Raw genomic sequence first — 17,010 nt, forward strand, 5'->3', positions numbered from 1 at the left:
AACCGGCTCAAACAGTTCAGAGGCATCGCCACCCGCTACGACAAGCTCGCCGTTCACTACCAGGCAGGTGTCACCATCGCCTGCCTGCTGCTATGGCTCTTATGAGATCCACAAAACAGGCCCTAGGCCTGGACCCCTTGCGCAAATGGTCAAGAATCGTTGACCATTGTCCGCGTGTCTACCGATGATCTCCCCGAGACGTTTCACGTCACCACTGACGAGCAACTACGCGCCGTCTCCAATCTCACGCGTCACCGGATCATGGCCATGCTCCGCTTCGAGCCGGCGACGATCACGCAGATCGCCCAACGGGTGGGCCTTGCGAAGGGGAGTTCCAGCTATCACGTGCGGCTGTTGGAGCGGGCCGGCCTGGTGAAGGTGGTGCGGACGCGGAAAGTGAGAGGGGTCACCGAGCGGTACTACGCGATGGCCGCGCGCTCGATCGAGCTGCCGGATCCAGGGCCGGGGCAGCCGGACGTGCTGCTGCGGAATGCGGTGGCCGACCTGGAGGCGTCGCCGGCGGATGGTGAGCGGCACGTACGAATGGCACATCTGCGACTCACCGCGGAGCAGTTCACGGAGCTGGGGGCGCGCCTGGAGGCACTGGCGGATGAGTACCGGGCGCTGTCTGATCCATCGCTTCCAGACGTGTCGCTGATCTTCGCGCTGTTCCGGCCGACTCCGCGCCAGCAGGTCGAGGAGGACGCCCAATGACCCCAGATCCAGCGAACGATGTAGCGAAGCTGCCGGCCGGCTTCGGGCGACTGTGGACCGCGCAGACGGTGTCCTCGCTCGGTGACGGCGTGACGCATGCCGCGCTGCCGCTGCTGGCATTGACGTTGACCCGGGATCCGATGGCGCTGGCCGTCGTCACGGCCGCCGGGACACTGCCCTGGCTGCTGTTCGGAGTGCTCGGCGGTGCGCTGGTGGACCGCTGGGACCGCCGCCGCACGATGTGGGTCACGGACGCCGCGCGTGCGGTGCTGCTCGCCATACCCGCTGCGGCGGCGGCGCTCGACGTGCTGAGCATCCCGCTGCTGGCGGCCCTCGCGTTCCTGCTCGCCCTCGGCGGTCTGTTCTTCGACACGGCCGCCACGGCGTACCTGCCGGATCTGCTCGGCCGCGACCCTGCCCGGCTGGAGCGCGCCAACGCTCGCCTGCGCGGCGCCCAGACCGCGGCGTCCGGCTTCGCCGGGCCACCTGCGGGCAGCGCGCTGCTCGCGCTCGGACGTTCGGTTCCGCTGCTCGCCGACGCGGTGTCGTTCGCGCTGTCCGCACTGCTCGTCCGGTCGCTGCCCGCCGTGCCGCGCCCCGCCGCGAGCGCCCGCGAGTCGCTGCTCCAGCAGGCGCGGGCCGGGGCCTCCTACGTCTTCCGGGACCGGCTGCTGCTCGGGCTCGCGCTCCGTCCGGCGGTCGGGAACGTCGCCTTCCTCGCCGTGGAGACCGTCCTGGCCCTGTTCGCCCGCGAACGTCTCGGCGTCGGCGCCTTCGGCTTCGGCCTGCTCCTCACCGCCGAGGCCATCGGCGGCCTGCTCGGCGCGGGCATCGCCTCCCTCCTCGGCCGGCGCCTGGGCACCGGTGCCGCGCTGACCTGCACCGCCACAATCGAGGGCCTCGCCATCCTGGGGCTCGCCTCCGCCCCGAACCCGTACGTGGCCGGGCTCGCGCTCGCCGTCTGCGGGGCGGGCATGGGCGCCACGATGGTGCTCGGCCCCTCCCTCCGGCAGGCCATCGTCCCCGCCCACCTGATGGGCCGCGTCGCCTCCACCTCCCGCATGCTCGCCATGTGCGCCGCCCCCCTCGGCGCCTTCGTCGGCGGCTGGCTGGCCACCACCTACGACCTGCGCACCCCGCTCTACGCCGCCGCCGGCCTGCTGCTTACGATGACCGCCGTCACCGCGACCATGACCAGCAACCGCCGCGTCGAGACCGCACTGCGCAGCGCGCGCCCGCAAGCCGACCAGGCCGACCAGGACCCCGCCAAAGAGACCATTGCGCGAACCACACCCAGGTGACGGTCATCGCTTGCAGGTCACGACACCTCTGCCCGCATCGGAACGGTGAAGGCCGTTGCCCCCGCCGGGCGAGGGCCTTCGACGAGTTCGCAACCCCGCAACAGCCGGCGACGTGGTCGCACACCCGAGGTCGCATGCGGCCGATACGGTGGTGGACGCCCAGCAGCCCGACCGTGCCGAACGGATCCGTGACGGACTACGCGCGCTGATCGCCGAGAACAACGCCGAGCCGGTCTCCAGCCCGCACCCGGACGGCCTCAACCCCGCCGCCGAGCCGGCGACGAGCTCACCGCCCCGGCTGGTCGCCCGCGCCCCGGAGCCGGTGGAGGCGGCGCTGGCCAGGCTGCTCGCCGTCGTGGCCGAGGCAGTCGCGGGAGGCACGTGGACGCGGCTGAAGGCCGGCCGGGCCGAGCCATGCCGTGAGGGCGGTCCGGAGCGCGTCGAGGTCTGGCCGCTCGCCGGCGCGGGTGACCCAGGCGACATGTCCGTCGGGACGGATGAGTACGGCGTCCGCGCCCAGATCGGAGCCCTCGGCGGGACGGGCGCGAACGACATCGACTCGGTCCGCCCAGCCGGTCACGACGGTGTCGAGCGAGGGGAGACCGCCAAGATCCAGCAGGACCGCATGGGCGCGGTGCAGGAGTTCGTAGACGCGGCCGCGGTCGAGGTCGAGATCCGAGATCCGGCGGCCGAGAAGGTCATCGGTCCCCTCCATCGGGTACTGGAGGTCGGTTGCCGTGATCATGCCCGCCAGGCGCAGCCGCACCTCGTCGATGCCGATGAGATCGTCCAGCATCTGGCGTAGAGCAGAGGTGTGGTCGTCCACCCGCCAGAGGGCGGTCTGGGCGCGGGTGTTGTGCAGGACGCGGGCGGCGACCGGGTGGCGTTCGGCGTGGTAGGTGTCGAGCAGCGGTTCCGGGGCGTGGCCGCGGACGACGGCGGCGAGCTTCCAGCCGAGGTTGACCGCGTCCTGCACGCCGGTGTTCAGGCCCTGGCCGCCCGCCGGGAAATGGATGTGGGCGGCGTCGCCGGCCAGGAGAACCCGGCCCACGCGGTAACGGTCGGCCTGGCGGGCCGCGTCGCCGTGCCGGGAGAGCCAGCGCGGTGAGTGCATGCCGTAGTCCGTACCGGCGATCTTGAGCATGGCCTTGCGGAGGGTCTCCATGGTCATCGGTTCGTCCCGGCCGGCGACGTGATCGAACTCGTTGGTCAGCACCCGGTACCAGCCCGGACCGTACGACAGCACCGAGAATCTGCCGTGCTCGCGCCGCTCCTGGAAGATGTCGGCCGCGGGCGGCTCGGCGAGCTCGACGTCGCCGAGCATCGCGGTCATCGTGGCCGGGGTGCCGGGGAACCCGATGCCGGCGAGCCCGCGCACGGTGCTGCGGCCCCCGTCGCAGCCGACGAGGTAGTCCGCCCGGACGCGCGACCCGTCCGCGAGCTCCACCGTGACACCCGTTCCGTCCTGGGTGAACCCCGTCACCTCGGCGTCGCGGCGCAGCCGTACCCCCAACTGCGCCGCGCGCTCCTCCAGCAGCCGTTCCACCTCGGCCTGCAAGATGAGAAGAGCGTACGGATATCGCGTCGCCATGTCGGACAGGTCGATACCGAGTCCGGAGAAGTGCACGTCCTGCCGCGGCCGTCCGCGCTCGAGGAACCCGTCGAGCAGACCCCGCTGGTCGAGCACCTCCATCGTGCGGATGTGCAGGCCTCCGGCCCGCGATTCCACCGTTCGAGGCTCCGGGAGACGCTCGAGCACCAGCACTTCGACCCCGGTGAGCCCCAGCTCGCACGCGAGCATCAGCCCGGTCGGCCCCGCTCCGGCGATCACTACCTGTGTATCGGTCATGGTCGGCTCCTTGGTCATTCTTCAGTCGAATGGGTCAACACACGCAAAGGGGCAGAGACGCGTTCGTCGATCGCCACAGAACGTGTCACCTGCCGCGCCGCATCCGCTGCGGCAACTCCGCTGGCGCCAGACATGCGCGATCGCGACCTGCTGCGCCGCGGCTTGCCGGCTCCTACCGGCTGATCCGACGCGGAACCGTCAGTGCGAGGAGTTTGTCCGGATTGCGGATGACGTAGAAGTTGGTGATCTTCCCGTCGCCGACCTCGAACAGGCAGACGCCTACCAGGTGATCGCCGTCGTAGGCGGCCATCGCGGGCGCGTTGTTGCAGTTGACCATCTCGATCCGCGAGTCCGGCAACCGCCCCACGCGGAACAGTTCCATGACAAGCGCGGCCACCTTCTCCGCGCCCACCACCGGCTGGCGCGCCGCGGTGACCTTGCCGCCGCTGTCGGCGGTCCACGTGGCGTCCGGCGCGAGCAGCGAGAGCAGCCCCGCCATGTCACCGGTCGCCGCCGCGGACATGAACTGCTCGGTGATCCGCGTGGTCGTCCCAGCGTCGACGGGGTCGAAACGTTTACGCCGCGCCTGTACGTGCCCGCGGGCGCGGTGCGCCATCTGGCGCACCGTCACCACGGACCTGCCCACCGCTGCAGCGATCTCGTCATAGTCGAACCCGAACACCTCGCGCAGCACGAACACAGCGCGCTCATCGGGGGTGAGCGTTTCGAGCAGCACCAGCATCGCCATCGACACCGACTCGGCGAGCACCACATCGGCCGACGCGTCGTTCTCCTCCAGCAGCAGCGGCTCGGGCAGCCAGGAGCCGATGTACTCCTCGCGACGGCGCGTGCTCGCCCGCAAGGCGTTGAGCGCCTGGCGGGTCACCAGCCGCGCCAGATACGACTTGGTGTCCCGCACCGCCGCGAGATCCACCTTGGCCCACCGCAGATAGCTGTCCTGCAGCACGTCGTCGGATTCGGTCGCCGAGCCGAGGATCTCGTACACGATGGTGAACAGCAGCGGCCGCAACACGGTGAATCGCTCGGCATGCTCGTCGGCGCTCACGGGGAGGTGGCCGCCCGCGCGGCGGAGGCCGGCTGTCCGGGGCGCGGACCACCCTTGGGCCAGCTCATGGAACCGGGCTTGCGCGCCTCGCCGCGGATCCTCTTCGACACCACGAATTTGCAGGTCACTTCCTTGATTATCGCGCCCATGCGGCCGGGGATGTAGATGTTCACCGCGGTGTCGTCCTTACCGGCGATCTGTCTGATGCCGGCGTGCCGGCCGAGGCTGACGCACGCGCCCGTGAAGGCCAGGTTGATCACCGCCGGTTCGGTCCCCGCGATGCGGCTCAGCACGGTGTCGGCGGCCTGCGCCCCGAGCGGCCCTGCGGCGTAGCCGCTCATCCGCAGCGGCTGGCCCGACGGTGCGGCGGCGTCGCCGGCCGCGACGATGCGGTCGTCGTCGATGCTGGTCAGCGTCTCGTCGGTGAGCAGCCGGCCGAGCGTGTCGGTGCGCAGTCCGCTCGCCGCCGCCAGCTCCGGCAGGCCGAACCCGGCCGTCCAGACAGTCAGTGCGCTCGGACGTACCACACTGTCGGCAGAACCGTCGGCCAGGACGACCGCGTCCGGCCGGACCTCGGTCACCGCGCCGCCCTCGAGCACGGCGACACCATGGCGGGTCAGCCATGTGGCGACGTATCGGCGCCCCCCTGCGCTCAGGTAGGGCGCCAGGGTCCGGCCACACACCAACGTGACCTTGCGCCCTTGTTCGGCCAGCTCGGCGGCCGTCTCGACGCCGGTCAGCCCGCCGCCGACCACGGTGACCGGAGCATCGATGGGCAACTCCTCCAGCCTGGCGCGCAGCCGCTGCGCGGACTCCCATTCCGCGATGGACCAAGCGAATTCGGCCGCGCCTGGCACCGAGGGGACCGCGCCGGTGCTGCCGACGGCGTAGATGATGTAGTCGTAGTCCAGCGCGCGGCCCGACGCCAGCCGCACGGTGCGGGCGGCGGTGTCGATGCGCGTGGCGCTGTCGACGACCAGGTGGATGCCCTCGCCGAGCAGCGTGCTGTAGTCGATCGTGGCGTCGCCGGTACGGGCCACGAACTGGTGCAGCCGGATGCGTTCGACGAACTCCGGGCGCGGATTGACCAGAGTGATGTCGACGTCGTCGCGCATCCGCAGACGGTTGGCCGCCAGCGTTCCGGCGTAACCGCCACCGATGACCACGACCTTGTGGGATGTGTTGTGTTCGGTCATGCCCTCAAGACACCGGGGATCGCAGCGGCGTGACAGGACGCGACGTGACGTGCGTCACTCCACCCAGGAGCGCGGAACACGTGCTCGCGGCAGAGCCGGGCCGGCTAGATCGGGAAGCGGCCGCGGCGCCAGTGCCAGTGGCGGCCGGCCTTCAGGTGGTCGACGATCGCGCGCTGGAGCACGGTGCGGCGCGGCAGCTGGTCGAGCGGCGTGGTCAGGGTGCGGAACACGAACCGCAGCACCTCCACGTCGGCGTCCAGCCCTTCCGGCTCCTCGTAGGGCTCCAGCTCGAACCTCCGCTGGAACCGGACGATGTTGGAGTCCCCGGGCAGGTACTCCAGCAGCTGCGGGTCCAGCAGCCACGAGCCGCAGGAGAACGCCGTGTAGGGCTCATCGGGAAAGTGGCGCGGGAAGAACGCGCGGGCCTCGTCGAGCGACGCCGCGACCGCCTCCGGGGTCATCGGCCCCGACTCGGGAATGTGCAGGTCGATGGCGGTGCCGCCGCGCTGATACTGCAGCCGGCCCAGCTCGTAGACGCCGCCGCGCGCGTGCAGCGTCAGCCAGCTCTGCATGACCGGCCAGCCCTCGCGGCGCATCCGCCGGTCGATCGCGAGGTTGCGGCCCAGGTCCGCGAGGGTCGCCCACGAGGCGGCATCGGCGATGCCGTGGTCGCGGTGGTACCCCGTGACGACGTCGACCAGGGCCAGGTACGCGTACACGTAGAGATGCCGCCAGGCGGGGCCACGTTCGCGCGGCAGCTCCGGACCGGGTGACAGCCAGCCGTGACCCCCGAGATCGGCGCGGACCAGGGCGATCGAGCGGTCGAGCAGCCAGCGCAACTCCGGAGTCCACAGGGGAGAGCCGGGATCGGGCCAGCCCGCCATGATCTCGGCGGCGTCGTCCGGCCGCACCGCGAGCCGGTCGAGGATCGCGGGCGCGTCGGCCTTGGCTGGCAGCGGAGCGGACGGCCGGTCGCCGGCGAGCCGGTGCACGCGGTCGACGTCCTCGACGGGTACCCCGAGCCGGGCGGCGGTGTCGTCCAGATCCACGTCATCCAGATCCACGTCATCCAGATCCACGCGGACGATCCTACTCACCTCGTGTCCTCGTTGATCTCCTGCTCTCTTCGGCGCGATCCACGACGGGTGAGATCACCGCTCCAGCGTTGCGAGATCGCAGGAACCGGGAGCTGCGCCCCGGGACGCCCCCCGACCAAGCGGGTCAGCTCGACCAAGCGGGTCAGCTCGACCAAGCGGGTCAGCCGAGCTTGAGCAGCAGCTCGGTGAGCTCGGCCGGCATGGTGATCATGCAGTCGTGGCCCGTCTCCAGCTCCCACACCTGTGCCGGGCTGCCGTTGGGCTGTATCGCCGGGACGGGCCGCCGCTCGATGCCCTCCGGTACGCCGGCGACGCAGTGAATGTGCGTCCGCGGGATCGTGCGCACGAGCGGGTTGTCCAGGCGGACCGGTTGCCGGAGGCAGAGCACCGGCTGATCCGACAACATCGCCCGCAGCCACTCCACGTCTGCCGAGTCGGTGACCCCGAACAGGCCCAGGGGCGGCGGCGACTCGGGCATCGGCGGGATCCGCCAGGCGATCTCGGACTCGGCGGCGCGGTCGATGAGGGCCTGGGTCACGGGATGCACATCCACCGCGCTCTCGCCGTCCTCCGGGACCATCGCGTCGAGATAGACCAGCTGGGCGATCCGATCCGGGATGCGGTTGGCGGCGGACGAGATGACCAGCCCGGCGTAGCTGTGGCCCACCAGGATCACGTCGGCGAGGTCCTCGTCGGTGATCAGCCCGACGATGTCGTCGACGTGCGTGTCCAGCCCTACTTCGGGGCCGAGCAGATGCGCCTTGTCGCCGAAGCCGGTCAGCGACGGCGCGACCACCCGATGCCCCGCCGATGCCAGCAACGGGACCACCCGCTCCCAGCAGTGCCCGCTGTGCCAGGCCCCGTGTACCAGCAAATATGTTGACATGTGTAGCTCCTTGCTCGCGGAAGGGAACCGCCGGCCGATTTCGACGGTGTTCGTCACGGAAGTGAGGTTTCCGCTCACCCGCTGACGGAGCCAGAGCCCCCGCGATCCTGGGGGTGACAGGACCAGGCACGCACGACAGCGCGCGAATTACAGTGGGGACATGAGCGACGAAGTCAACCTGCTGGGCGAATACGTACGCGCCCGCCGGGAGCTCGTCACTCCTGAACAGGCCGGCATCCCCTCCGTCGGCGTACGGCGCGTGCCGGGCCTGCGCCGCGAGGAGGTCGCGATGCTCGCCGGCATCAGCGCCGACTACTACCTGCGCCTGGAGCAGGGCCGCGACCGCAACCCCTCCGCGCAGGTCCTCGATTCCCTCGCCCGTGTACTGCAGCTCGACGACGACGCGACGGCCTACCTGCTGCGCCTCGGCGCGGGAAGACCCCGGCGGCGACGGCGGCCCCGGAGGCAGGCCGTCCCTCCGGGCGTCGCCAAGCTCGTCGCCACGCTGCCGCTGCCCGCGTACGTGGAGGGCCGCTACTTCGACGTCCTCGCCGCCAACGCGCTGGCGACCGCTCTGTCGCCGCGACTCGTGGCGGGGGGCAACCGCCTGCGGGACGTGTTCCTCGACCCCGCCGAGCAGGCCCTTTACCCGGACTGGGAGGACGCCGCGCAGGGCATGGTCGCCGGCTTCCGCGAGTCCGTCGGCACCGACACGGACGACCCCCGCTTCATCGAACTCGTCGGCGAGCTCGCCCTCGCCAGCCCTCGATTCAGCAGGCTCTGGGCCCGCCACGACGTGAACAGGTGCGAAGGCACGCCCAAGCGCATCGACCACCCGCAGGTCGGCGGCCTGTGGCTGAACCGGGAGAGACTGGGCGTCAGCGGCGCGACCGGCCAGACGCTCGTCGTCCTCCACCCGGACCCCGGCACCGACAGTGCCGACAAGGTGGCGCTCCTCGCGTCCATCGTCCGGACATGACCCCGCCCGCGCATCGTCGAGCCGTACCGGCTGGTCAACTGGGGCCGCCGCTGGTATCTGCTGGCATGGGACGTCGAGCGGGACGACTGGCGTACCTTCCGCGTCGCGGTCGAGACCCTCGGCGTCTACCTGGGGCTGCTCGGCGAGGACTTCGAGGTGGCCGGTCCGCCGGAGCTCTTCACGTACCTGCGCCGTCTCGCCGGCCGGTACGCGCGAGCGACCGCCTGACCACCTGAGGCAGGGGCCGGCGTCACCGGAGGGGGCGGAAGAAGGCCTGGATGTCTCCGACGAGCAGGTCGGGGGCCTCCATCGCGGCGAAGTGGCCGCCGCGGTCGAACTCCGACCAGTGCACGACGTGGTGTTCGCGCTCGGCGATGCGCCGGACCCCGGCGTCGCCGGGGAAGACCGCGACGCCGTGCGGCAGCGCCGAGTGCTCGGTCACCGCCCCCCAGCCCTTCTGTCCTTCCTTGTAGAGGCGGGCGGCCGAGGCGGCGGTCCCGGTGAACCAGTAGATGCTCACGTCGGTGAGCAGCTGGTCGATGTCCACCGCGTCCTCGGGCAGTTCGCGGGCCGGGTCGGTCCACTCCTTGAACTTCTCCACGATCCATGCCAGCTGCGCCGCGGGTGAGTCGTGCAGCCCGAACGCGAGGGTCTGCGGCCGGGTCGCCTGGATGATGGCGTAGCCGGCCCGGTCCTGGTCCTGGTACTGGCCGAGGCGGGCCAGCTCCGCAGGGGTAAGCCCCTCGAACTCGGCCGGGTCGCCGGTAGGGAACCCGAGCGCGCCGTTGACGTGCACGCCGGCGACGTTCCGGGGTGCGGCGCGGCCGAGCATCGGTGAGATGACCGAGCCGCTGTCGCCGCCCTGCGCGCCGTATCGCCGGTAGCCGAGCCGGTCCATCAGCTCCGCCCACGCCCGCGCGACGCGCTCCAGGTCCCAGCCGGTCTCGGTGGTGGGACCGGAGAAGCCGAACCCGGGGATCGACGGGGCGACGACATGGAACGCGTCGGCCGGGTCGCCACCGTGCGCCGCCGGGTCGGTGAGCGGGCCGATGATGTGCAGGAACTCGGCGACCGAGCCCGGCCAGCCGTGCGTGATGATCAGTGGCAGCGCGTCGGGTTCGGGGGAGCGGACGTGCAGGAAGTGGACGTCCTGCCCGTCGATCCGGGTCGTGAACTGCGGAAAGGCATTCAGCCGGGCCTCGGCGGCACGCCAGTCGAAGCCGGTGCGCCAGTACTCCGCCAGCTTCTTCGCGTAGCCGACCGGGACCCCGTAGGACCAGCCCACGCCCGGCAGCTCGTCCGGCCAGCGGGTCGCCGCCAGCCGGCTGTGCAGGTCGTCGAGCTGCGCCTGCGGAATGTCGATCCGGAACGGGTGGATCTGCAGTTCGTCGTTCATGTCTGCCACTGTAGGAACCGGTTAGGACAGGTCCGGTCCTAGGATGGACGTCATGCTGGAGACATCGGCACGGCTCTTGCGGCTCCTGTCGCTGCTGCAGACCCCCAGGGACTGGCCGGGCGCCGAGCTGGCCGAACGGCTCGGCGTCTCGCACCGCACGATCCGCCGCGACATCGACCGGCTGCGCGAACTCGGCTACGCCGTGCACGCCACCGCGGGCACACCCGGCTACCGGCTCGGCGCCGGCACCGGGCTCCCGCCGCTGCTGCTCGACGACGACGAGGCGGTCGCGGTCGCCATCGGGCTCGGCACCGCCGCCGTCTCCGGGGTGGCGGGCATCGAGGAGACCTCGGTCCGCGCCCTCGCCAAGCTGGAGCGGGTCCTTCCGTCCCGGCTCCGGAACCGCGTCGGCGACCTGCGGTCGGTCACGGTGCCGCTGTCGGGCCCGGCCGCGGCCGTGGACCCGGCCGTGCTCACCGCGATCGCCGCGGCCGTCCGCAACCGGGAGAGCCTGCGGTTCTCCTACCGCTCCCACGACGGCACCGGGGATCGCCGCATCGCCGAGCCGTACCGGCTGGTCAACTCGGGCCGCCGCTGGTATTTGGTGGCGTGGGACACCGGCCGGGGCGCCTGGCGCACGTTCCGTGTCGACCGGCTGCGCCTGCACACCCCGAACGGGCCACGCTTCACGCCCCGCGAGCCGCCCAGCGCCGACCTGGTCCGTTACGTCTCGGAGCGGATCTCCGTCGACCCGTACCGCTACCGCGGCCGGTTCACGGTGCACGCCCCGGCCGAGGTGGTGGCCGGCCGGATGCCGCCGACGATGGCGGTGGTCGAGCCGGTCGGCGACGGCGCATGCGTCCTCAGCACCGGATCGAACTCCCTCGACGAGCTGGCCATGTGGGTCGCGCAGCTCGGCGTCCCGTTCGAGGTGCACGAACCGCCCGAGCTCGTCCGGCACATCCGCGCACTCGGCAGCCGCCTCCTCGATGCGGCACGCGAGCACCCGCTCACCTGATGAGCCCGCACCGGGTCAGACGGCGGCGAGCCGGAAGGCGTCGGCGTTGCGTGCACACCAGCCGGCGAAGGTGCGGGGCTTGCGGCCGAGCAGTCGTTCCACGGTGTCCGTGCGGAATCCGGCGGTGTCGGCGCGCATGAGGGCGAACCCCTCGATGATGGCGTCGGCCAGCGCCGGAGGCGCCCCGTGGGGGAAGCGGGAGGTGACGGCCTCTTCCGGGGTGGCCGCCGCCCGGACCTCGATGTCCCGGCCGGCCGCCGCGGCGAGGACCTTGACCTGCTCGGCGATGGTGAACAATTCCTCGCCGGTGAGCACGTACTCCCGGCCCTGGTGGCCGTCCCGGGTCAGGGCCAGGGCGGCGACGGCGGCGATGTCGGCCGGGTCGATCGGCGCGTACCGGCCGGGCCCGACCGGGTCGAGGACGTATCCTCCCTCGCGGATGGTGGGCAGCCAGTCGAAGGCGTTGGTCATGAAGCCGCCGGGCCGCAGGAACGTGGCGGGCATGCCGGAGGCGCGGACCACCTGCTCGCGTTCGTGATGCCAGCGGCCCATGGCGGGCATCGGGTCGCCGAGGACGTTGAAGGAGGACAGGTGCACGATGTGGCTCACCCCGGCGGCCCGTGCGGCGGCGACGGCGTGAGCGGTGTGCTCGACGCCGATGCCGGGGGTGAGCAGGAACAGGCGGTCCGCGCCGGCGAAGGCGGCCGGCAGCGTCGCCGGGTCGCCCAGGTCCGCGACGACGCGCTCGGGCCTTTGGGGCAGTGCGGCGGCACGGGCGGGGTCGCGCACCAGGACGCGGAACTCCGCGCCGATGGCGTCCAGCTCGTGGACGAGCTCGCGGCCGACGTTTCCGGTCGCGCCGGTGACCAGTATCATGAGAACTCCGAGATCGATTACCGGTTAACGATTCGAACGTTAACCGGTACACGATCAGCTGTCAATCGAACCGTGTCGTCCCTGCGATGTCACCGGAGGCCGTACGATGCCCGAGTTCCTGGACCTGCACAGCAAGATGTCGAAGGCGCTGCGGGCGGCGGCCGACACGGCCATGCGGCGTCACGGGCTGCATCTCGGGCAGGACCACCTGCTCGCGGTGCTGTGGCGGGAGGACGGCCGCACCCCCGGCGAGATCGCCACCGCCCTCAACGTCACCACTCCCAACGTCGTCAAGGCGGCCACCCGGATGGCCGCCGCCGGCCTGCTCACCCGGCGCCGCGACGACAAGGACAACCGCCTGGTACGGCTCTGGCTCACCGACGCCGGACGCGCCCTGCAGGAGCCCATCGAGAAGGAGCGGCGCTCGATCGAGGAACAGGTCACCGCCGACCTCACCCAGAGCGAACGTGAACACCTGCTCAGCGCGCTGACGAAGATCCACCGGTCGGCGAACGCCCTGCTGAACCGACCCGTCGACCAGAACGAGTAATTCGTTTGTCGGCCGCCGTGCAGATCACCGATGATGGCGGCCATGGCCACGACACGACGAGCCGACATGTTCACCGCGGACGGCAAACCGTCCGACGACGACCCGCGAGAGAACGGACCGACGCTGGGCGACGAGCGCACCACGCTGGTCGAAGCCCTGCGCTCCGCACGCCTCACCTTGGAGCTGAAGTGCTCAGGTCTCGACGCGGAGGCCATGGCGCGGCGTTCCGTCGAGCCGTCGACGATGTCGCTCCTGGGGCTGGTGCGCCACCTGGCCGAGGTGGAGCGTGCGTCGTTCCGCGGGACGATGGCGGGACAGGACGCACCCCGGCTGTACTGCTCCGACACCGACCGTGACGGTGACTTCGACGGCGCCGTTCCCGACCCCCAGGTGGTGGCGGAGGCCTGGAAGGCATGGCGTGCGGAGGTGGACTTCGCCGAGCGGTTCGTGGCCGGGGCGCCCAGTCTCGACATCACCGCGGACGATCCGTTGAACCAGCATGGCAGCGGGGGAGGGGCGATGTCGCTGCGCGAGATGCTGGTCGGAATGATCTGGGAGTACGGCCGCCACATGGGCCACGTCGACCTGTTGCGCGAGCGGATCGACGGACGCGTAGGCCAGTAGCGGACCCGCCCGTAGGCTGCCTACGGGCGCCTCGGCCGTTTCGGGCCTGGGGAAGGAGTCGAGCGGCGCGTCAGGCGATGCGGACGATGCTCTTGCCGTGCGTGCCGCCCTCGGCCAGGCGCTGGATGGCGGTATCGAGGTCGGACATCTCGTACTCGGCGGTGACGTCCACGCGGACCTTGCGGTCGGCCAGCAGCCGCAGCGCCCTGGTGGCGCTGTCGGCCAGACGCTCCGGGTGGGTCTGGCTGAGCAGGTTGCTGTTGTGGGTCAGGACCGACTTTCCGGCCATGAGCAGGTCGTTGGTGTCGATCTCGACGGGGTCGAAGGTGGCGATGTTGCCGTAGATCGCCAGGCGGCCGTGCGGGGCGAGCCGCTCCAGGCTCGCCAGGCGGGCCGGCCCGCCGATGGGATCCAGGATCACGTCGAACCGCTCGTCGGCGAGCGCGCCCGGGAAGTCCTCGCGGGTCAGGAGCAGGTCATAGCCGAACCGCGTGGCGTACTCGGCCTGGGCGGCGCCGCCGACCACTCCCACGAGCCGGGCGGCTCCGGCGGCCTTGGCGAACTGGGCCGCGAGCGTGCCGACGCCTCCTGCCGCCGCGTGGATGAGCACGCGGTCGCCGGCACGCACCCGGCCGACGGTGTTGATCAGGTCGTAGGCGGTCGGGGTGACCCAGCCGAACCCGGCGGCCGTCCGAGGGTCCAGGCCGGCGGCGTCGAAGGTGAGGAGGTCGGGCGCCACCACGACCTCGGCATAGGCCCCGGAACTGGTCAATGCGGTGACATGCTGACCGATGCGACCCGCGTCCACGCCCTCACCGACGGCGACGACGCGACCGGCAGCCTCGAACCCGGGCACGAAGGGACGCGGGACCGGAAAGTGGCCTCTGCGGACGAGCACGTCACCGTACTGGACTCCGGCGTAGTCGACCCGGATCGCGACCTGCCCCGCCGCGGGGACGGGCTCGTCGATGTCGGCGAGGGTGAACCGGTCGTCTGTGTCGAGAACCACGGCCTTCATGATTACAGCTCCCTGTGCTGACTCAGTATCCTGATACCGAGCGACTCTATACGAATATCAGGTACCTGAGTCAACCCAGGGAGCTGTTGATCCTTGACCGAGATTCCCGCCGAGGAGTACCTCTGCACGCGCATCCGCCGCACCGAGCAGGCGTTGATGGCCCACCATGAGGCCGTCCTGCGCGGCTACGGTCTCACCATGACGCAGTACACCGTGCTCCTGACGCTGTCGCGCGAGAACGGCATGTCCGGCGCCCAGCTCGCCCGCTCCTGCGGGGTCACCCAGCAGACCATGGCCTCCGTCCTGACCGGCCTGCAGAACAAGGAACTCATCGCCCGCGAGACCTCACCCGTGCACTCCAAGGTCCTCATCGCCTCGCTGACCGAACACGGCCGGCGCGTGCTGGACGGCGCCTACCAGGAGGTCGTCGTGCTCGAACGCGCCCTCGCCGAGAGCTTCACGCCGACCGAGCGCGACGCGCTGTGCGAACTCCTCGAACGCGCCACCACGGTCCTGATCCAGCAGACCCCCGATCCCGAGTCTCGTCGCGGCTGACCTGCGGTCGCGGTTCACGCGCGGATCGGGCTCGACCGCCGCAGATCGCTGATCTCGCGCTCCACCCGCGGCGGGACCTCGCAACGTCGCGGCCTTCGGCGGACCCGTAAGAATGGCTCCATGATTACCTGTGTCGTCGAGTACGTGATCGATCCGGGCAAGATCGACGCGTTCGAACGTTTCGGCCGCCGCTGGATCGAGCTGGTCAACCTGCACGGTGGAACGCATCACGGCTACTTCCTGCCGGCGGAAGGCGCCAGCGACAGGGCCCTCGCCCTGTTCAGCTTCCCCAGCCTCGCCGCGTATGAGGAATACCGCGGCCTTTTCGGTGTCCACCCGGACTTCGTGGAGGCGGATCGCATCAGGGACGAGAGCGGGTGCGTGCTCCGCTACGAACGTACGTTCATGCGACCGTTGCTTCCTGATCAGCTCGGCTGAGTGTCGTCGCGACGGTTGACCCTGACGCAGGGGCAACCGCTCAGCATGGTCGGCATGACAACGAAGAAGAGGTTCGACCGTGCTCGCTGGCAGGAGCGCCTTGACCTGCTGCGCGCCACTCATCACGTGCCGGGCGCGGCGCTGGCGGTGCTGGTGGAGGGCGAGATCCACGAGTTGGCAAGCGGGGTGCTGCACCGAGGGACCGGCGTGGAGGTGACGACGGACTCGGTGTTCCAGTCCGGTTCGATCGCCAAGGCGTACACGGCGACGCTGGTGATGCAGCTCGTCGACTCCGGTGAGCTGCGGCTCGACAGCAGGGTCGTCGACGTGCTGCCGGGCTTCGCCGTCGCCGACGACGAGGTCACCAGGAGCGTGACGATCGGGCGGCTGCTCAGCCATACCAGCGGGATCGCCGGGGACTTCACCCACGACACCGGCCGCGGCGACGACTGCCTCGCCCGTTACGTGGAGGCGTGCGCGGACCTGGGTCAGGACTGCCCGCCGGGCACCGTCGTCTCCTACTGCAGCACCGGGTATGCGATCCTGGGCAGAATCGTGGAAGTGGTCACCGGTCAGACCTGGGACGACGCGATGCGCGACCGGTTGCTGGCGCCGCTCGGTCTGGAGCATTCGATGACCTTGCCGGAGGAGGCCCTGCGGTTCCGGACGGCGATGGGCCATATCGGGGAGCTGGGAAGCGACCCGGAGCCGGCGCCCGCGTGGGACATGTTGCCCCGCTCGGCCGGGCCGTACGGGCGCGTCCTGGTCACGGCCGCCGACGTCGTCCGCTTCGCGCGGATGCATCTCGAGGGCGGCACCGCGCCCGACGGCACACGCGTGCTGTCAGCCGAGTCGGCGGCGACGATGCGGCGACGCGCCGTCGACTGCCTGGACAGATGGACGTTCATGGCGCACGCATGGGGCCACGGGTGGGCGCTGTACGACTGGGACGGTGTCACCGGCTACGGTCACGACGGCGCCGCGATCGGGCAGTTCTCCTACCTGCGTGTCGTGCCGGGCAGCGGCGTCGTCGCCGCGCTGCTGACCAACGGCGGCGGCGCGGGCGGTCTGTTCGTCGACCTGTTCCAGGAGCTGCTGGGTGAGCTCGCCGGGGTGCGGATGCCCGACGCCTTCGCTCCCGCCGCGGACCCGCGGCCGGTCGATGTCTCCGCGCTCGCGGGCACGTACGAACGCGAAGGCATGCGCCTCACGATCGGCGAGCGGGACGGAGTGCCGCGTCTGCGCCTGCAGCTGACCGGCGGGAACGCCGGCTACTCACCGCCGATCGAGACCGATCTGGTGACGGTGTCCGACACGGTGCTCGCCGTGCCGGGCCTCGGCCCCGTCAGCGCGCCGTGGCTGCCACTGGTGTTCGGAACGCTCCCGCACGGCACACCGTACGTCTACTTCGGCATGCGGGCGACACCGAAGATCGACTGAAGGAGGT

General features: G+C 70.9%; 17 protein-coding genes and 2 pseudogenes. 11 read left to right on the plus strand and 8 right to left on the minus strand.

Translation table 11 applies throughout. From position 1 onward, the window contains the following. The 3 genes and pseudogenes from MTP10_RS21160 to MTP10_RS21170 all read left to right on the plus strand — a co-directional run. A pseudogene (locus tag MTP10_RS21160) lies at positions 1–105 on the plus strand (IS5/IS1182 family transposase); the annotation flags it as partial. Between the two features lie 69 nt (positions 106–174). Further along, entirely contained in the window at positions 175–714 is a 540-nt protein-coding gene (locus MTP10_RS21165) for a helix-turn-helix domain-containing protein (protein ID WP_310711245.1), read from the plus strand. After that, complete coding sequence (locus tag MTP10_RS21170; RefSeq protein WP_310711246.1) at positions 711–2,015, plus strand: MFS transporter; 1,305 nt, start codon at positions 711–713, stop codon at positions 2,013–2,015. Before MTP10_RS21165 ends, MTP10_RS21170 begins: the two co-directional genes overlap by 4 nt. A 286-nt stretch (positions 2,016–2,301) precedes the next feature. Here MTP10_RS21170 and MTP10_RS21175 read toward each other — a convergent pair whose 3' ends face one another. The 5 genes from MTP10_RS21175 to MTP10_RS21195 form a co-directional block, all read right to left on the minus strand. Further along, complete coding sequence (locus MTP10_RS21175) at positions 2,302–3,864, minus strand: FAD-dependent monooxygenase (protein ID WP_310711247.1); 1,563 nt, start codon at positions 3,862–3,864, stop codon at positions 2,302–2,304. 172 nt (positions 3,865–4,036) lie between these two features. Further along, on the minus strand, positions 4,037–4,930 hold the full coding sequence (sigJ, locus tag MTP10_RS21180) for an RNA polymerase sigma factor SigJ (RefSeq protein ID WP_310711248.1): 894 nt from the start codon (positions 4,928–4,930) through the stop codon (positions 4,037–4,039). Beyond that, entirely contained in the window at positions 4,927–6,126 is a 1,200-nt protein-coding gene (locus MTP10_RS21185; protein ID WP_310711249.1) for an FAD-dependent oxidoreductase, read from the minus strand. The genes sigJ and MTP10_RS21185 overlap by 4 nt, the downstream gene beginning before the upstream one ends. A 104-nt stretch (positions 6,127–6,230) precedes the next feature. Next, positions 6,231–7,205, minus strand: a complete 975-nt coding sequence (locus MTP10_RS21190; RefSeq protein WP_310711250.1) for an acyltransferase domain-containing protein — start codon at positions 7,203–7,205, stop codon at positions 6,231–6,233. 178 nt (positions 7,206–7,383) lie between these two features. Next, the gene (locus MTP10_RS21195; protein ID WP_310711251.1) at positions 7,384–8,109 is read right to left on the minus strand and encodes an alpha/beta fold hydrolase; all 726 of its coding nucleotides are present in this window, start codon (positions 8,107–8,109) and stop codon (positions 7,384–7,386) included. A gap of 160 nt (positions 8,110–8,269) precedes the next feature. Between MTP10_RS21195 and MTP10_RS21200 the strand changes: the two genes are divergently transcribed. Next, positions 8,270–9,088: a helix-turn-helix transcriptional regulator gene (locus tag MTP10_RS21200; RefSeq protein WP_310711252.1), complete on the plus strand. Its 819-nt coding sequence runs from the start codon at positions 8,270–8,272 to the stop codon at positions 9,086–9,088. Between the two features lie 9 nt (positions 9,089–9,097). After that, a pseudogene (locus tag MTP10_RS41990) lies at positions 9,098–9,316 on the plus strand (WYL domain-containing protein); the annotation flags it as partial. A gap of 22 nt (positions 9,317–9,338) precedes the next feature. On the opposite strand, the gene MTP10_RS21210 reads toward MTP10_RS41990, so the two are convergent. Next, on the minus strand, positions 9,339–10,484 hold the full coding sequence (locus MTP10_RS21210; RefSeq protein ID WP_310711253.1) for an epoxide hydrolase: 1,146 nt from the start codon (positions 10,482–10,484) through the stop codon (positions 9,339–9,341). A 52-nt stretch (positions 10,485–10,536) separates the two neighbouring features. On the opposite strand from MTP10_RS21210, the gene MTP10_RS21215 reads away from it, so the two are divergent. Beyond that, on the plus strand, positions 10,537–11,502 hold the full coding sequence (locus tag MTP10_RS21215; protein ID WP_310711254.1) for a WYL domain-containing protein: 966 nt from the start codon (positions 10,537–10,539) through the stop codon (positions 11,500–11,502). Positions 11,503–11,517: 15 nt separating this feature from the next. Here MTP10_RS21215 and MTP10_RS21220 read toward each other — a convergent pair whose 3' ends face one another. Then, positions 11,518–12,378, minus strand: coding sequence for an NAD(P)H-binding protein (locus MTP10_RS21220; RefSeq protein ID WP_310711255.1), 861 nt, complete (start codon positions 12,376–12,378; stop codon positions 11,518–11,520). A 106-nt stretch (positions 12,379–12,484) separates the two neighbouring features. Between MTP10_RS21220 and MTP10_RS21225 the strand changes: the two genes are divergently transcribed. Both MTP10_RS21225 and MTP10_RS21230 read left to right on the plus strand, forming a co-directional pair. Beyond that, a complete protein-coding gene (locus MTP10_RS21225; RefSeq protein WP_310711256.1) occupies positions 12,485–12,928 on the plus strand; it encodes a MarR family transcriptional regulator in 444 nt (147 codons plus the stop codon). Between the two features lie 42 nt (positions 12,929–12,970). Continuing rightward, complete coding sequence (locus tag MTP10_RS21230; protein WP_310711257.1) at positions 12,971–13,552, plus strand: DinB family protein; 582 nt, start codon at positions 12,971–12,973, stop codon at positions 13,550–13,552. A gap of 70 nt (positions 13,553–13,622) precedes the next feature. Here MTP10_RS21230 and MTP10_RS21235 read toward each other — a convergent pair whose 3' ends face one another. Then, positions 13,623–14,570 carry a zinc-binding alcohol dehydrogenase family protein gene (locus tag MTP10_RS21235; RefSeq protein WP_310711258.1) on the minus strand — a complete coding sequence of 316 codons (948 nt, stop codon included), beginning with the start codon at positions 14,568–14,570 and terminating at the stop codon, positions 13,623–13,625. Between the two features lie 93 nt (positions 14,571–14,663). On the opposite strand from MTP10_RS21235, the gene MTP10_RS21240 reads away from it, so the two are divergent. From MTP10_RS21240 to MTP10_RS21250, 3 genes are all read left to right on the plus strand, one after another. Next, the gene (locus MTP10_RS21240; protein WP_310711259.1) at positions 14,664–15,125 is read left to right on the plus strand and encodes a MarR family transcriptional regulator; all 462 of its coding nucleotides are present in this window, start codon (positions 14,664–14,666) and stop codon (positions 15,123–15,125) included. Between the two features lie 120 nt (positions 15,126–15,245). After that, positions 15,246–15,563 carry an NIPSNAP family protein gene (locus MTP10_RS21245; RefSeq protein WP_310711260.1) on the plus strand — a complete coding sequence of 106 codons (318 nt, stop codon included), beginning with the start codon at positions 15,246–15,248 and terminating at the stop codon, positions 15,561–15,563. Between the two features lie 54 nt (positions 15,564–15,617). Continuing rightward, positions 15,618–17,003, plus strand: a complete 1,386-nt coding sequence (locus tag MTP10_RS21250; RefSeq protein ID WP_310711261.1) for a serine hydrolase domain-containing protein — start codon at positions 15,618–15,620, stop codon at positions 17,001–17,003. Positions 17,004–17,010: the final 7 nt, after the last annotated feature.

The organism is Nonomuraea sp. 3-1Str, from assembly GCF_031570565.1.
GTDB lineage: Bacteria > Actinomycetota > Actinomycetes > Streptosporangiales > Streptosporangiaceae > Nonomuraea.

Coding starts and splice junctions, on each gene's coding strand:
- MTP10_RS21170 (WP_310711246.1), top strand. CDS start 711: ATGACCCCAGATCCAGCGAACGATGTAGCGAAGCTGCCGGCCGGCTTC.
- MTP10_RS21175 (WP_310711247.1), bottom strand. CDS start 3,864: ATGACCGATACACAGGTAGTGATCGCCGGAGCGGGGCCGACCGGGCTG.
- MTP10_RS21185 (WP_310711249.1), bottom strand. CDS start 6,126: ATGACCGAACACAACACATCCCACAAGGTCGTGGTCATCGGTGGCGGT.
- MTP10_RS21195 (WP_310711251.1), bottom strand. CDS start 8,109: ATGTCAACATATTTGCTGGTACACGGGGCCTGGCACAGCGGGCACTGC.
- MTP10_RS21200 (WP_310711252.1), top strand. CDS start 8,270: ATGAGCGACGAAGTCAACCTGCTGGGCGAATACGTACGCGCCCGCCGG.
- MTP10_RS21210 (WP_310711253.1), bottom strand. CDS start 10,484: ATGAACGACGAACTGCAGATCCACCCGTTCCGGATCGACATTCCGCAG.
- MTP10_RS21215 (WP_310711254.1), top strand. CDS start 10,537: ATGCTGGAGACATCGGCACGGCTCTTGCGGCTCCTGTCGCTGCTGCAG.
- MTP10_RS21220 (WP_310711255.1), bottom strand. CDS start 12,378: ATGATACTGGTCACCGGCGCGACCGGAAACGTCGGCCGCGAGCTCGTC.
- MTP10_RS21225 (WP_310711256.1), top strand. CDS start 12,485: ATGCCCGAGTTCCTGGACCTGCACAGCAAGATGTCGAAGGCGCTGCGG.
- MTP10_RS21230 (WP_310711257.1), top strand. CDS start 12,971: ATGGCCACGACACGACGAGCCGACATGTTCACCGCGGACGGCAAACCG.
- MTP10_RS21235 (WP_310711258.1), bottom strand. CDS start 14,570: ATGAAGGCCGTGGTTCTCGACACAGACGACCGGTTCACCCTCGCCGAC.
- MTP10_RS21245 (WP_310711260.1), top strand. CDS start 15,246: ATGATTACCTGTGTCGTCGAGTACGTGATCGATCCGGGCAAGATCGAC.
- MTP10_RS21250 (WP_310711261.1), top strand. CDS start 15,618: ATGACAACGAAGAAGAGGTTCGACCGTGCTCGCTGGCAGGAGCGCCTT.